The organism is [Rhizobium] kunmingense (assembly GCF_977018605.1).
Window position 1 is genome coordinate 3,176,249 of sequence record NZ_CDRNXG010000001.1, and the last position, 14,273, is coordinate 3,190,521.

General features: G+C 60.6%; 14 protein-coding genes. 5 read left to right on the top strand and 9 right to left on the bottom strand.

Features of this window, described 5'->3' with window-relative positions; all coding sequences use genetic code 11:
• Positions 1-54 precede the first annotated feature (54 nt).
• Entirely contained in the window at positions 55-1,410 is a 1,356-nt protein-coding gene (locus tag AC0JZ4_RS15320; RefSeq protein WP_471887215.1) for an ATP-binding protein, read from the bottom strand.
• A 935-nt stretch (positions 1,411-2,345) separates the two neighbouring features.
• On the opposite strand from AC0JZ4_RS15320, the gene AC0JZ4_RS15325 reads away from it, so the two are divergent.
• Entirely contained in the window at positions 2,346-2,789 is a 444-nt protein-coding gene (locus tag AC0JZ4_RS15325) for a hypothetical protein (protein WP_471887216.1), read from the top strand.
• Positions 2,790-2,935: 146 nt separating this feature from the next.
• Here AC0JZ4_RS15325 and AC0JZ4_RS15330 read toward each other — a convergent pair whose 3' ends face one another.
• Both AC0JZ4_RS15330 and dusA read right to left on the bottom strand, forming a co-directional pair.
• Complete coding sequence (locus AC0JZ4_RS15330) at positions 2,936-5,317, bottom strand: bifunctional diguanylate cyclase/phosphodiesterase (RefSeq protein ID WP_471887217.1); 2,382 nt, start codon at positions 5,315-5,317, stop codon at positions 2,936-2,938.
• 147 nt (positions 5,318-5,464) lie between these two features.
• Complete coding sequence (dusA, locus tag AC0JZ4_RS15335; protein WP_471887218.1) at positions 5,465-6,532, bottom strand: tRNA dihydrouridine(20/20a) synthase DusA; 1,068 nt, start codon at positions 6,530-6,532, stop codon at positions 5,465-5,467.
• 252 nt (positions 6,533-6,784) lie between these two features.
• Here dusA and AC0JZ4_RS15340 point away from each other — a divergent pair, with 252 nt between their 5' ends.
• On the top strand, positions 6,785-7,078 hold the full coding sequence (locus AC0JZ4_RS15340) for a hypothetical protein (protein ID WP_471887219.1): 294 nt from the start codon (positions 6,785-6,787) through the stop codon (positions 7,076-7,078).
• Positions 7,079-7,184: 106 nt separating this feature from the next.
• Here AC0JZ4_RS15340 and AC0JZ4_RS15345 read toward each other — a convergent pair whose 3' ends face one another.
• Positions 7,185-7,490, bottom strand: a complete 306-nt coding sequence (locus tag AC0JZ4_RS15345) for a hypothetical protein (RefSeq protein WP_471887220.1) — start codon at positions 7,488-7,490, stop codon at positions 7,185-7,187.
• Positions 7,491-7,695: 205 nt separating this feature from the next.
• Between AC0JZ4_RS15345 and AC0JZ4_RS15350 the strand changes: the two genes are divergently transcribed.
• Together AC0JZ4_RS15350 and AC0JZ4_RS15355 are read left to right on the top strand one after the other, a co-directional pair.
• Positions 7,696-8,382, top strand: a complete 687-nt coding sequence (locus AC0JZ4_RS15350) for a fumarylacetoacetate hydrolase family protein (RefSeq protein WP_471887221.1) — start codon at positions 7,696-7,698, stop codon at positions 8,380-8,382.
• 24 nt (positions 8,383-8,406) lie between these two features.
• On the top strand, positions 8,407-8,934 hold the full coding sequence (locus AC0JZ4_RS15355) for a gamma carbonic anhydrase family protein (protein WP_471887222.1): 528 nt from the start codon (positions 8,407-8,409) through the stop codon (positions 8,932-8,934).
• A gap of 57 nt (positions 8,935-8,991) precedes the next feature.
• On the opposite strand, the gene AC0JZ4_RS15360 is transcribed toward AC0JZ4_RS15355, so the two are convergent.
• Genes AC0JZ4_RS15360 through AC0JZ4_RS15370 form a run of 3 tightly spaced genes read right to left on the bottom strand, consistent with a single transcriptional unit; the run spans position 8,992 to position 11,208 of the window.
• Positions 8,992-9,408: a Fur family transcriptional regulator gene (locus tag AC0JZ4_RS15360; RefSeq protein ID WP_346269371.1), complete on the bottom strand. Its 417-nt coding sequence runs from the start codon at positions 9,406-9,408 to the stop codon at positions 8,992-8,994.
• A gap of 8 nt (positions 9,409-9,416) precedes the next feature.
• A complete protein-coding gene (gene znuB, locus AC0JZ4_RS15365; RefSeq protein WP_471887903.1) occupies positions 9,417-10,244 on the bottom strand; it encodes a zinc ABC transporter permease subunit ZnuB in 828 nt (275 codons plus the stop codon).
• A complete protein-coding gene (locus AC0JZ4_RS15370; protein WP_471887904.1) occupies positions 10,237-11,208 on the bottom strand; it encodes an ATP-binding cassette domain-containing protein in 972 nt (323 codons plus the stop codon). Before AC0JZ4_RS15370 ends, znuB begins: the two co-directional genes overlap by 8 nt.
• A 105-nt stretch (positions 11,209-11,313) precedes the next feature.
• Here AC0JZ4_RS15370 and AC0JZ4_RS15375 point away from each other — a divergent pair, with 105 nt between their 5' ends.
• Entirely contained in the window at positions 11,314-12,363 is a 1,050-nt protein-coding gene (locus AC0JZ4_RS15375; protein ID WP_471887223.1) for a zinc ABC transporter substrate-binding protein, read from the top strand.
• Positions 12,364-12,483: 120 nt separating this feature from the next.
• On the opposite strand, the gene AC0JZ4_RS15380 is transcribed toward AC0JZ4_RS15375, so the two are convergent.
• Positions 12,484-12,864, bottom strand: a complete 381-nt coding sequence (locus AC0JZ4_RS15380; protein WP_471887224.1) for an RcnB family protein — start codon at positions 12,862-12,864, stop codon at positions 12,484-12,486.
• Between the two features lie 196 nt (positions 12,865-13,060).
• The gene (gene mgrA, locus AC0JZ4_RS15385; protein ID WP_471887225.1) at positions 13,061-14,122 is read right to left on the bottom strand and encodes an L-glyceraldehyde 3-phosphate reductase; all 1,062 of its coding nucleotides are present in this window, start codon (positions 14,120-14,122) and stop codon (positions 13,061-13,063) included.
• Positions 14,123-14,273: the final 151 nt, after the last annotated feature.

Here is a 14,273-nt window from a genome sequence, read left to right on the forward strand (position 1 = left end):
GCACAAAGGGAATCTGCTCAATTGCTTAAACTTACGAAATGACTCACAAAAAATCTAAGTCGCGCCTTTTTCACGATATTTCGTGCCTTTTCCACGAGTATTCGGAACCTTCTCAATAACTCCGGCAGTAATCATCGAGTGAAAAAGTTTTCTAATAACACTGTCAGACTGCACGTTACAAACCGTACGGGCGGTCGTGTTATTTATTTGCTTATTCTTCTCTAGATATTTTAAAATAAGCTCTTCCTTAGACGCAAGCGGCTCATGCTTTAGACGCACAATGACACTGCCTTCAGTTTCGCTGATCTCCGGCTTACCCAAATTAAGCATCTGCATAGAGCGGAAGGCAGTATTAAGGCCTTCACCTACATCTTTATTAGGAGGGGATGGGAACTTTGCGATCATTCTGACAATTTTTTTATTCCTAGCAAACCTCTGCTTCAGAATATTCTTAACCGTAATTGGCCCAGCCAAACGCCCCGGGCTCTCGACTTCTATTCTATTATCAAAAACACGAATATGGACATAATCATTAATACTATAATCGCGATGAAGAAGAGCATTGCATATCACTTCATGTATCGCTTCTTCCGGATATTTTATGGTGGCCAAACCACCGTCACCCATCATGGGTATTTCCTCAACTTTTTCTTTTGTTTTCAAAACAGCTTTATATATGAGATCATAAATAGGACCCTCGATTGTAGCAGGCTGCCCCTCAAGATCCTCGCGGTCCCCCTCACTCGCCAGAGTTCTATAGCGATAAAGTTTTACAGCCGCCTGCGGCAAAAGCGACTGGGGATTTTCGTCAAAGAGCAATAATGCACACGCCCTAAGACGATCATTGGAGGCAAGCCGCTCCTTTCTAAGAAGATCTTCAAGTGTAGCGTGGGGCACCACGTGAGCCAAAAAATTCTTTGTTAGCGGTGCGTCAGCAATCTCACTAGGCTCCGCCTCTACTGAAGAGTCTTCAAAGCTACGAACTCCCTTTTCCAAAAGCAAAGACTGGCGATCCTGAGGTGTCTTCAGTTCTCTGTAAGCCGCGTTCTGCCGCTTGAAGATTTTCCCGTCAGAAGACTCAACCACAAATGGCGTCTTTTGCACTATGACATGAAGGCAGAGCCCTCCACTTGGGAACTTCAAATACTCCAAATACAAATACTCAACACCATCAGAAAAACGTTTATAAAGCTCCTGAACTAGGCCATTCGCCTCTTCCTGATTTTCAAAAAGGTTTTGCAGCCTCTGGCTTTCCGCTTTATCCCGAATTCCGATATAAAGGTCGCCTCCATCGGCATTTGCAAAAGCACTTAATGTTTTTGTACACTTTGCAATATTAGATTTATCTTTGAAATCACAAAATTGATCTTCATCTTTAGAAAGAAGAGCATCAACTCCATCCGAATTCAACTCTATTACTTACCACATCATATCAAACATCACACCTAAAATTTTTAGCCCAACAGTCACGAAATACCGTAGATCCGACACCAAGTCCAAAGAAACATTTTTCAATATATATTCTGTTTTACAATGACTTAACAGCCTCGTTCGGATGTCTTTTTCATCTCTCTGTTAATCGAACTACATTCTCGCTGATCAGAGCCCCACTAGCGCGTAATGATATTGGATTGATTTCATGCACCTGGTGATACGCAAATACCGAACGAAATACGGCTCACATAGTTTCCGAGATTGCGCCGCCCTCCGAAAATCCGCACATCGATTCAATGAAATCAATGCGTTGCGAGCAGTCTCATCCCCGTCCTTCTAACCTGTGCCTATAATGCCCCCGTTCCGTCGCGGATACACCGGAAGGCGTTCCGGCGAGGCGGGGCCGGCGCTGGTGGTGGGGAGAGGACGTAAATCTCAACCATCGGGGTCCGCGGAAAATGGTCTCCCTCCGGCGACACGGGGGAAGCGGGAACGACGATGGTCATGTCACCCGCTTCTGATGCCCGAACAGCGCGTCGGATGTGCCTGTGCGGCACACAGGGTGGCCCTGGGATGTGGTTTCGCCGGGCGTCATGCCCATCCGTGAAAGCGGAACACCCGGCGGCGGCGAAGTTCTGGTTCTGGCGGCCAGGTCGTGCCGTCGGTGCCGGCTCACGCCAGACGAACACCACGCTCCAAGGCCAAGGCAGAGAGACCGGAGTCGCGGATAAAAACCGCCGAACGGGGCGCTGAGAGGTGCCACATAAAACCAACTTACGAGGCAGCTGTCAGCGCCCCGTCCGTTCGTTGAAAATTCTCGAGATCGCCAAGGGGGCAGCATGTCCGCAGATAAGCGCATACCCGAAACCGGAGCCAGAATCTGGTCGATGACTTGGCGGATGAGCTGGTCGATGACCGGGCCCAAGACCGGGCCGATGATCAGCCCCGCGCCCGAAACGAAGAGCGGCGCCGGGAGCCTGCCGAAGATCGACAACCAGCTGGCCACCCGCACGGCCGAAGCCATGGCGCTGCCGCTGATGGTCTGCCGCCGTCGCTCGTGCCGCCGCGGCCAGAGCTGCCGCTGGCGCTTCATCGCCACGGGCGAACCCTGCTGCCTGCAAAACCTCACCGCCGCCCAGCGCGACGTCTTCAACGAACTCTACCGCATGGCGAATTACGCCCGCTATTGCCTCGACACCCATGCCGAGGAATTCGATACGCCGAACGGCGAGCGCCGCATAAGCGACGAGACTGCCATCGCCATCGCCCGCAACCATTCCGGCCGCTGGAACCCCGCCCGCTGGGACGCCGCCCGCCGCGCCCGCCAAAAGCGCCTGCCGCCCGTGGAGGGGTAAATGGATCGGCTCGCCGATTTTCACGCGGATAGGCCGGCGGGCTTATCCGCCAACCGGCCGGTGACATGCCCTGAGGGCTGGTGGTGCAGGGCCTAACGCGTGGGGTACTGCGTGGGCTGCTGTGAGGAGCGGGCGAACGCCCGCCCCTATCCTCGTTTACGGAACGGTGGGACGCGGCGGTTGCCGGAGAGGACTTCCACCTCGCCGGCGCTTTTCGGTTTGCCGAGCAGAAACCCCTGCAATTGCTCGATACCATCCTCGATCACCATCCGGTGCTGGCCGAAGGTCTCTATGCCTTCGGCGACGACCGGCAGTTCGAGGCTCTTGCCGAGCCCGATGATCGCCTTGACGATGGCGCGGGCGCTGTCGCTTTCCTCCATCTGCCAGATGAAGCTGCGATCAATCTTGATCTTGTCGAAGGGGAAGGCCTGCAGGTTGGAGAGCGACGAATATCCGGTACCGAAATCGTCGATCACCACATGCACGCCGAGCGCCTTCAGCTTCTGCAGCATGGCCAGCACCGTGTCGCGGTTTTCGAGAAGCGCGGTCTCGGTGATTTCCAGCTCCAGCCGCTGCGGTTCCAGGCCGCTGTCGGTCAGCGCCGCTGCCACCGTGCCGACGAGGTCGGGGAAACGGAACTGCACGGCCGAGACGTTGACCGCCACGGCCAGTCCGTCATCCCACTGCACCGCCGTCTTGCAGGCCTCGCGAAGCGCCCATTCGCCGAGCGTGACGATGATGCCGGTCTCCTCGGCAACGGGGATGAAGCTTGCCGGCGAGACCTGGCCGAGTTCCGGATGCTTCCAGCGCATCAGCGCCTCATAGCCGGTGCAGATGCCGTTCGAGGCGTCGAAGAGCGGCTGGAAGACGAGCGAAAGCTGATCGCGCAGCACCGCGTGGCGCAGCTCGCTTTCAATCAGCCGGCGCTGGCGCAGTTCGGCATCCATGTCGGCGGAATAGAAGGCGGCCGTGCCGCGACCGCTGAACTTGGCATTGTAGAGCGCCATGTCGGCGGCATTGCGCAGGTCGTCGGCGGTGCGGCCATCCTCCGGGAAGATCGACACGCCGATCGACACGCCGACGGCCTTGGGGTCGAAGTTGACGTTCATCTCCTGCCGGAACGTGTCAAGGATGCGGTCGGCGAGAAGATAGGCCGCCGTCGGCTGATCGAGACCGGGCTGGAGGATGATGAACTCGTCGCCGCCGATGCGTGCCGGCGTATCGGACGGGCCGATGCAGCGGCGCAGGATATCGGCGACCTTCATCAACACCCGGTCGCCTTCCGCATGACCGAAGACGTCGTTGACCGCCTTGAAGCGGTCGAGGTCGAGCGCCAGTACCGCCAGCCGCTCGTCGGAACTGGTGGCAAGGTCGATGGCGGTTTGCAGCTTTTCGGAAAACATCGTGCGGTTCGGCAGGTCGGTCAGCGCGTCGTGGCGCGCCATGTGCTCGACCCGCATTTCGGCGATGCGCTTCTCGGTGAGGTCGCGGACGGCGAGAACCTGGCACTGGCGACCACGGTATTCGATGGTGTGGACCGCCACTTCGAGGAAGGTTTCGCCCCGCCCCGGTTTCAGCGGACCGCTGATCAGCGGAGCGGCCTCCACGGCGCGGGTGCGCTCCTCGTCGATCAGTGAGATCCCGTCGGCGGCAACCAAAAGGCTGTCGGGCGAGCGGCCGATGACATCGCGGTCGCGCAGGCCGAGCATGCTGGCAAAGCGGGCGTTCGCCTCGATGATCACACCCTCGCGCACGACGGCCAGACCCTCGAGCGTCGCATTGGCAAAGCCACGCAGGTCGGTGAGATAGCGGTCGAGGAAGCTTGCCGTGACGCCCGCCAGAATGATCATGCCGGTGACGATCGACACCGCCCAGACCATCCACAGCCGGCCGCTGTCACCATCGAGCGACACTTCCGGCATGGACGGATCGGGCACGAGCGTGGTGGCCGACATGGCGGAGAAATGCAGGAGGCAGATCGACAGCACGCTCGCCGCGACCGCCGCCCACAGCCCGCGCCGGCCCTTGCGGCGCAGCGACATGCGGAAGGCAAAGGTCAGCAGGCCGATCGACAGGACGGCGGCGAGCGGGATGACGCCGATTTCGTAGCGAATAGCCGCAGCCGCGCGGATCGCCGCCGTGCCGGTGAAATGCATGGCCGCGATCGTCAGCGTCGCGGCAACGCCCGCCAGGACTTCGCCCCAGCGGCCGCCGTCTTCGAGAATTCTGAGGCTCGCCCAGAAGCCGGCGACGGCGATCACGGCGGAAAGAAGGGTGCGGAACAGCTCGAACTCTATGGCGACCGTGCCTTCATAGGCGAGCATGGCGACGAAATGCGTCGCCCAGACCGAAAGGCCACCGGTGACGGCCGCCACGACCAGCCAGAAATTCCGCCGCTTTTCCGTGCACTCCACCGCGCGGCGGTGAATGAGGAAGAAAGCCAGCATGCCGACGACACATATGCCGGCGGCGAGAGCAACCAGGGCGTGGTCATGCTGGACAGCCACGCATTCCAGAACCTTGAACATCAGACGCTACCACATTCGCGCGATGACGGAATTCACCGCGATACCGTCTGGAACATTACGGGTACGCTATTTAAGAAATATCTAATACGAAGCAACGCCAGCGTGTCGTGTTTCGATACACGCAATCAACCCCTCAGTTCATGGGGGTTATCCGGTCGCCCGCTCCACCTGGCGGCCCGCTTCACCATCAAGATCGACGGCGGCGAAGGCGGCGGTGATGATCTCGGTGCCGGCGCCGGGTTTGGTTGCCTCCGACGAGAGGATCTGCCGGAAGCGGCGGGCGCCGGCATAACCCTGGAAAAGCCCGACCATATGGCGGGTGACGTGATGCAGGCGTCCACCGGAGGCGATCACCTCTTCGGCATAGGCGATCATCGTGTCGCGCAGGGCAAGCCAGTCGAATTCCGGCGCCTGCGCCTCGCGGCCGGCGGCACTGTCCAGCATCGCGTCGACGCCGGTCAGCAGGCCGGCATTCTGGTAGGCGGCGCGGCCGAGCATGACACCATCCATCACGGTCAGATGCTCTCTTGCCTGATCGAGATCGGCAATGCCGCCATTGATACCTAGAAAGACATCGGGGTTTTCACGCTTCATCCGGTAGACGAGATCGTAATCGAGCGGCGGGACTTCGCGGTTCTCCTTCGGGCTCAAGCCCTGCAGCCATGCCTTGCGGGCGTGGACCCAGATCGCATCCGCCCCTGCCCCGACCATGCGGATGAGAAAATCCGGCAGCACCTCGCTCGGGTCCTGGTCATCGACGCCGATGCGGCATTTGACCGTGACCGGGACGGACGAAACCTTCTTCATCGCGGCAATCAGATCGGCCACATGGCCGGGATCGCGCATCAGGCAGGCGCCGAACGTGCCGGACTGGACGCGGTCCGAGGGGCAGCCGACATTCAAGCCGATCTCGTCATAGCCGTAATCGGCGGCAATGCGGATCGCCTCGGTGAGCTTTGCGGCATCCGAACCGCCAAGCTGGAGCGCGACGGGATGTTCCTGCGGCGAAAAGCCGAGAAGCCGCTCGCGCGGCCCATGGATGATCGCATCGGCGACGACCATTTCGGTATAGAGAAGCGCACGCGACGAAAGCTGACGGTGGAGGTACCTGCACCTCGAATCCGTCCAGTCGATCATGGGGGCCACGGCGAAGATTTTTTCGCCCGACGTTCTGGCCTTTTCGTAAAAATTCACGTCATTCGCTCCGCGTCGCATCCCTTTATCCGAACAAGGTCCGGCATGATCGCCTGCGTTTATGGCGCGCGACAGGCCGGCGGGGATTTCGTGCATCAATCATCTACGGCCGATATCGGGCAATCGGCCGCCTGGGCCTTGGCCCTTCGGCGGTCCTATACAGCGCAGGGTGTAAAAAAGATAGGTACGGGCCCCGGCACCGACCTTATCGCCGACGGGTGGCGGAAAACCAAGGAACCGGATCGAAGCTTTGCCGTTGATGGATGCAATCCGATGAAACAAGGAACCACCATGGCCCGCGACCTCACCTCCGATATCGACCGTCTCTCCAGCCAGATCGCCGATCTTCGCGCATCCCTTGCCAAGCAGGCCAGCGCGTCGGCCGACGACGCATCCCGCTATATCGTTCCGCGCGCACGGCAGGTGGCCCGCCAGTTCCGCGATGGCGGGCATGATCTTTCCGATGTGGTTCGCCGCAACCCCGGCACGACCACCGGTGCGGTGGTCGGCGCTCTGGCGCTGACGGCGCTGGTGGCGTTTCTGGTATCGAAGTCCGAACGGGGCTGACGATACTTTTATACGCAGAATAGTCTTTTATGCAGGAAGGGCGGCCTAATGGGCCGCTTTCGTCGGTCCGGGCATTCGCGCCCGGTCTGCCCCGGAAAACATGGCGTCAATGAACAGAGGGTTCGTCCTCGCCTTCTTCAAGAAAGCTCTCAAGCCCGTCCTTTTCGGCCGTCGCCAGGAATTCTTCCCAGGCATCCTTGTCGGTCGCAAAGCCCGATTCCCACGTGGTGACGACCTCGGTCTGGCTGATCACTTCCAGCGTCCAGTCCTCGTTAGTGCCGGCATTACGATAGATATCGACCAGAATGGTAATGCCCTCGTCTTCGAACTCGCCGGAAAATTCGGAATGTTCGAGTTCCGGCTCCTTGGTCTTCTTCGGCTTGTTCTGGTTCGGCTTTGGCGGCTTGGACATGAAATCCGGTCCTTCGATGCTCTTCGTCTGATCTGGTCATGGGGTCCGGTCTAGTCATTGGCCGGAATTGGCGGCCAAGGCAAGCCGGGCGTGCCGGCATCCAATATTTCTGCGGCAGATCTTAACCGTTGCGAGAAACAGGCTAGGCTTGACGGCAAATTTGTTGGACAAAGCCTCCGGCATTTCAGTGAATTGAGGATTTTCCATGCGCGCTACCGTGATCCCTGCCCCAGAACCCGTGCTGCTCGATGTTGTCGGCGCGACCGAACAGTTTCCGGTGCGCCGGGTCTACTGCGTCGGCCGCAACTATGCCGACCACGCGATCGAGATGGGGCACGATCCCTCGCGCGAGCCGCCCTTCTTCTTCCAGAAGAACGCCGACAACGTCTATAACGGCGAGACCTTCCCATATCCGCCGCTGTCGTCCAACGTCCATTTCGAGGTGGAACTGGTGATCGCCATGGCGTCCGGCGGCTCCGACATCGCGCCGGAAGAGGCGCTTTCGAAGGTCTATGGTTATGCCGTCGGCATCGATTTCACCCGCCGCGACCTGCAGGACCAGATGAAGAAGATGGGCCGGTCGTGGGAAGTCGCCAAGGCATTCGAGAAATCCGCACCGGTGACGGCCCTCGTCCCGGCGGCGGCGATCGGCCATCCGCAGGACGGGTCGATCTGGCTCGACGTCAACGGCGTTCGCAAGCAGGACGGCGATCTCAACCAGATGATCTGGAAACTGCCGGAAATCATCGCCGAAGTCTCCAAGCTGTTCGAGATCGCACCGGGCGACATCATCATGACCGGCACGCCGGCCGGCGTCGGTGCCATCGTCAAGGGTGACAAGGTCACTTGCGGCGTGGCGGGTGTCGGCGAGCTTTCGCTGACGGTCGCGTAATCGGACTTCCGGGGAGCTGGCGCGATGCCGATCTATGAACTCGGCGATTTCTCGCCCTCACTCCCCGATCCCGGCCGCTACTGGGTGGCGCCGGATGCGAATGTCATCGGCAAGGTGACGCTCGGCGAGGATGTCGGGATCTGGTTCGGCGCGACCTTACGCGGCGACAACGAGCCGATCACGATCGGGGCGCGCTCCAATATCCAGGAAGGCGTGATGGTGCATACCGATCCCGCCTTCCCGGTTTCGATCGGGGCGGACTGCACGATCGGGCATCATGCGATCGTGCATGGCTGTACGATCGGCGACAATTCTCTGGTCGGCATGGGAGCGACGATCCTGAACGGAGCGAAGATCGGCAGGAACTGCCTGATCGGCGCGAATGCGCTGGTGACCGAGGGCAAGGAGTTTCCCGACAATTCGCTGATCGTCGGATCGCCGGCAAAGGCGATCCGGGTTCTCGACGACGAGGCGGCGGCGAAGCTGACCGCATCGGCCGCGCGCTACGTGGAAAACTGGAAACGATTTTCGCACGATCTCAGAGAGATATAGAGCGCTGCTTGACTTCGCCGGCACAGCCGGTTTTCGGCTGTGCCGGAAGCGCTCACATCACGCGGCGCATTTCTCGCACAGGCCGCGGATCTCGATCGTCGTCTTCGACGGCTTGAAGCCCTTCGACTTTGCCCAGTCACCGAGATTGTGATCGACCTTGTGGTCGTGGAATTCGAGAACCTGATTGCAGCTTTCGCAGATGGCGAAGGCAACCGTGCCATGACCATGGCCATGGGCGCCACCGCAACATTCATGCTCGCGGTGGGCACAGGCGACAAAGGCATTGAGACTTTCCAGCCGGTGTACCATGCCGAATTCGGTCAGCTTGTCGAGCGCTCGATAGACCTGAAGCGGCGCGCGAAACCCATGGTCGCGCAGCTTGTCGAGGATCGTGTAGGCACTCATCGGGCCTTCGGACTTCTCCAGAACATCGAAGACCAGCGTCTGGTTCTTGGTCAGGGCCGGATTGACGATCGGGGCGTTCATCCTCGTACTCCCTTGTTGGCTGCGCGTTCGGCGGTGTTGCGGCCGAAGGCTGGAATGAGACTTACGATGAAAAGCAGGAGTGCCGCGACGACGATGGACGGGCCGGACGGCGTGTCATAGGTGAGCGAGCCGAACAAGCCACCGACGACGGCGAGCGCGCCGATCAGCCCGGCGAAGACCGCCATCCATTCGGGGCTGAGCGAAAAGCGGCGCGCTGTGGCGGCGGGGATGATCAGCAGCGAGGTGATCAGCATGATGCCGACGATCTTCATCGCAATCGCGATGACGAGCGCCATCAGCAGCATGAAGAAGAGTTTTGTCCGCGCCGGGTTCATGCCTTCGGCCTCGGCCACGTCCTCGCTGACGGTGGAGGCGATCAGCGGCCTCCAGAGCCAGGCGATGGCCGCGACCACCACCGCGCCGCCGCCCCAGATGAGGGCGATGTCGGACGGTGTGACGGCGAGGATATCGCCGAAAAGGAAGGCGATCAGATCGATGCGGACCCAGGTCATGAAGGCGACGAGTACGAGGCCGATGGCCAGTGCCGAATGCGACAGGATACCGAGCAGCGCATCCGCCGACAGCGACTGACGGCGTTGCAGCAGAAGCAGCATGACGGACACGAGGACGGCGACCCCGAAGACCGAAAGGAGAAGGTTGACCTCGAAGAACAGCGACAGAGCCACGCCGAGCAACGCCGAATGGGCCATGGTGTCGCCGAAATAGGCCATGCGCCGCCAGACGACGAAACAGCCGAGCGGACCGGCGGTGAATGCGACGCCTATGCCGGCGATGAGGGCGCGGGTGAAGAAGTCGTCAAGCATGGCGGCTGCCCTCGCCTTCATGTGCGGCATGACCATGGTGGACATGGTCGCGATGGTCATGGTGGGCGTGATCATGACCATCGTCGTGGCCATGGGAATGGCCTTGGTCATGATCATGGCTGTGGCCGTGGTGGTGACCGTCATCCTTGTGACAGTGGTCGGTGACAGAGCCATCGGCGTGGCGCACGCGGCCATCGGGCAGATGGGTGTGGTCGTGCTGATGGTTATAGACCGCAAGCGCGCGGGCATTGCCGCCGAAGAGTTTGGCGTAGTCCGAGCTTTGGCTGACCACTTCCGGCGTGCCGCGGCAGCAGACATGGCCGTTGAGGCAGATCACCGTGTCAGTGCCGGCCATGACCATGTGCAGGTCATGCGAGATCATCAGGATACCGCAGCCGGTAGCATTGCGGATGGTGCGGATGAGATCGTAGAGCGCCGCCTCGCCGGCGAAATCGACGCCCTGGACCGGCTCGTCGAGCACCAGAAGATCGGGCTTTCGGCCGATGGCGCGGGCCAGCAGCGCACGCTGGAACTCGCCGCCGGACAGATGGCGGACCTCGGAGCCGGCCAGATGCGGGATGCCGGTCGCTTCCAGCGCAGCCATGATCTCCGGCTCCTTCAGCGGGCCGGTCAGCGTCATCAGCCGGCGCACGGTGAGCGGCATGGTCCAGTCGATCGCCAGTTTCTGCGGCACATAGCCGATGCGCAGCGTTCTGGCACGATCGACAGTGCCTTCGTCTGCCTTCAGCACGCCGATCGCCATTTTCGCGGTGGTCGACTTGCCGGCGCCGTTGGGGCCGATCAGCGTCACGACCTCGCCACGGGCGATATCGAAATCGACGCCGCGGACGAGCCAGCGGCCATCGCGGCGAATGCCGGCATTGCGCAAGGATACGAGAGTTTCGGCGCCCTTCCCCTTATCGGGCCCCTGAATGGGCCGGGGTTCGGCAGCGCGGCTGTTCATCAGCATGATCGGCGAATTTTCCTGTTGTCACCCGTCATGCCACACGTTATAGCATAACGCAATTGATGTAATAACATTACGTCTATCAGACAAGGAAGCCTGTCCATGAAATTTGCCGCTGCCCTCCTCCTCTCCTCGGCTGCGATGATCGCCGCTCCGAGCGCCTACGCCGCAGCACCCGAAGTCGTCGTCTCGATCAAGCCGATCCACTCGCTGGTCGCGGCGATCATGAAAGGCGTGGCCGAGCCGAAGCTGATCGTCGATGGCGCGGCCTCGCCGCACACTTTCACCATGAAGCCGTCTAACGCCCGCGCGCTGGAAGGCGCCGACATGGTGTTCTGGGTCGGCCATGGAATGGAGGCGTTCCTGGAGAAGCCGCTGGAGGCGCTGGCATCCAAGGCCACCGTCGTGACGCTGGAAGACGCGCCCGGACTGGAGAAACTGCCGTTCCGCGAGGGCGGCGCATTCGAGGCACACGACCATGGAGATCACGATCACGCCCATGAAGGTGGCGATCATGAGGGCCACGATCATGCCGGCGACGATCATGCGGACGGCGAAAAACACGCTGGGCACGAAGGCCATGATCACGACGAACAGGCTCACGAGGAGCAGGGGCACGAGGGGCATGATCACGGTGCATTCGACACGCATCTGTGGCTCGACCCGATGAATGCCAAGGCATTTGCGGCCGAGATCGAAAAGCAGCTGGTGCAGGCGGATGCGGAAAATGCAGCAACTTACCAGAAGAACGCCGCCGAACTGATGCAGCAGATCGACGCGATGGATGCGGAGATCAAGGCCGAGCTGGAACCGGTGAAGGACAAGCCTTTCGTCGTCTTCCACGACGCCTACCAGTATTTCGAGCACCATTACGGCGTGAAGGTCGCAGGCTCGATCACGGTCAGCCCGGAGACAATGCCGGGCGCGGAACGGGTCAAGCAGATCCACGACAAGGTGACCGAGCTTGGCGCCACCTGCGTGTTCGCCGAACCGCAGTTCGAGCCGAAGCTGGTCAATGTAGTGACCGAAGGCACGCCGGCGAAATCGGCGACGCTCGACCCGGAGGCGGCGACGATTGCCGCCGGCCCGGATCTCTATTTCACCCTGATGCGCGGCCTTTCGACCTCGATGAAGACCTGCCTGTCGCAGTAAGAAACGGATCGATTGGAAAGGGTGAGGACGGAACACCCTCGCGGCCTTTTCCATGACAGCAAACCGGCGGATGTTGGAGACAACATCCGCCGGTTTTGTTTTTCGAGCTACAGGGCCGGGTTAGCGGCCGGCGACGATGCTGGCGATGACGCCGGAGGCAATGCCGACCAGCAGGAAGTCGTTATCGACCTTGACCCAGCGCTGGCCGCGCGGCGGAGCGGACAGGCGGTAGCGGCGATAGTCGCGGATCTCGGCCATGCGGCGGCGCTCGGCGGCCGACATGCGATGGCCCTTGGCCCAGCGATGCTTGTGGACCACGACCCGCTTGTTGACGTGGACTTCCTTGTTGACCCGCTTGTCGACGTGGCGATCTACATGGCGTTCGACCTGACGGCCGCGATCGCGGTCGCGGTCGTGGCGCCAGTCCTGCGCCTGCGCGGCGGTTGCGATCGGGCCAGCCAGAACGGTGGCGGCAAGCATGGCAATGACGAACTTCTTCATGAGCGTTTCCTCGCTTTGAACACGCCCCGAAACTAGTGTTCGCGCGATGAATGCCAAATGAATGCAAGATTAAATATGCGTAATTATACGAGTGACTTGGGAGGCTTCGCTGACATAGATTGTTAACGAATTACGCGCGCCTCCCATATCTCCTCACCGCAGCTTTCGAGGCAGTTACGCCGGTGTCGGGCGTCCGTCACTTGTTGCGCGAAGGCCCTGCCCGTTCGGCAGACGCCGCCCAGATGTTGATATCGGCGTCCTTGGCGAAGCGGTCGATCTCGGCGAGTTCCTCCGCCGTGAAATCACGCCTGTCGAGTGCCTTGACGCAATCCTCCACCTGTTCGGGGCGGCTTGCGCCGATCAGGGCGGTCGTCACGCGGTTGCCGCGCAGAACCCAGGCTAGCGCCATCTGCGCCAGGGTCTGGCCGCGGCGTTCGGCGATCGCGTTGAGGCCCCTGAGGTTGTCGATATTGCTGTCGGTGAGGAAGGCGGGGCGCAGCGACTTGCCCTGGGCGGCGCGGCTGTCATCCGGGACGCCGCCGAGATATTTTGAAGTCAGCATGCCCTGCGCCAGCGGCGAAAAGACGATCGAGCCGATACCGAGGTCTTCGAGCGTGTCGAGCAGCCCGTCTTCCTCCACCCAGCGGTTGATCATCGAATAGCTCGGCTGATGGATGAGGACCGGGGTGCCGAGCCGCTTGAGGATTTCGGCGGCCTCTCGGGTGCGCTTCGAATTGTAGGAGGATAGACCGATGTAAAGCGCCCTGCCCGAGCGGACGATGTGATCGAGCGCGCCGCAGGTTTCCTCGAGCGGCGTATCGGGGTCGAAGCGGTGCGAGTAGAAGATGTCGACATAGTCCAGCCCCATGCGCTTGAGGCTCTGGTCGCAGGAGGCGATCAGGTACTTGCGGCTACCCCATTCACCGTAAGGCCCGGGCCACATGTTGTACCCGGCCTTGGACGAAATGATCAGCTCGTCGCGCAGTCCATGAAATTCCTCGCGCAGGATCTGGCCGAAAGCGAGTTCCGCCGAGCCGGGCTTGGGGCCGTAATTGTTGGCGAGGTCGAAATGGGTGATGCCGAGATCGAAGGCTTTCGTGCAGATATCGACCTTGCGCTGATGCGGCGTGTCGTCGCCGAAATTGTGCCACAGGCCGAGCGAGATCGCCGGCAGCTTGAGGCCGGATCTGCCGCAGCGATTGTAAGTCATGCTGTCGTAGCGACTGCCCGACGGATGCCATGATGTGGAAAACGCCATGCTGAAAAATCCTCCGAATGAAACGGGCGCCGACCTCTTCTCCGGCGCCGACAGTCTTTGTAACGGCTCGGAGGCGAAGCGCCAGTACATCTTTGGCGCAGGGTTCAGTTTGGCAGGGCGATGACACGATTGCCTCCCCGTCCACGTCTTG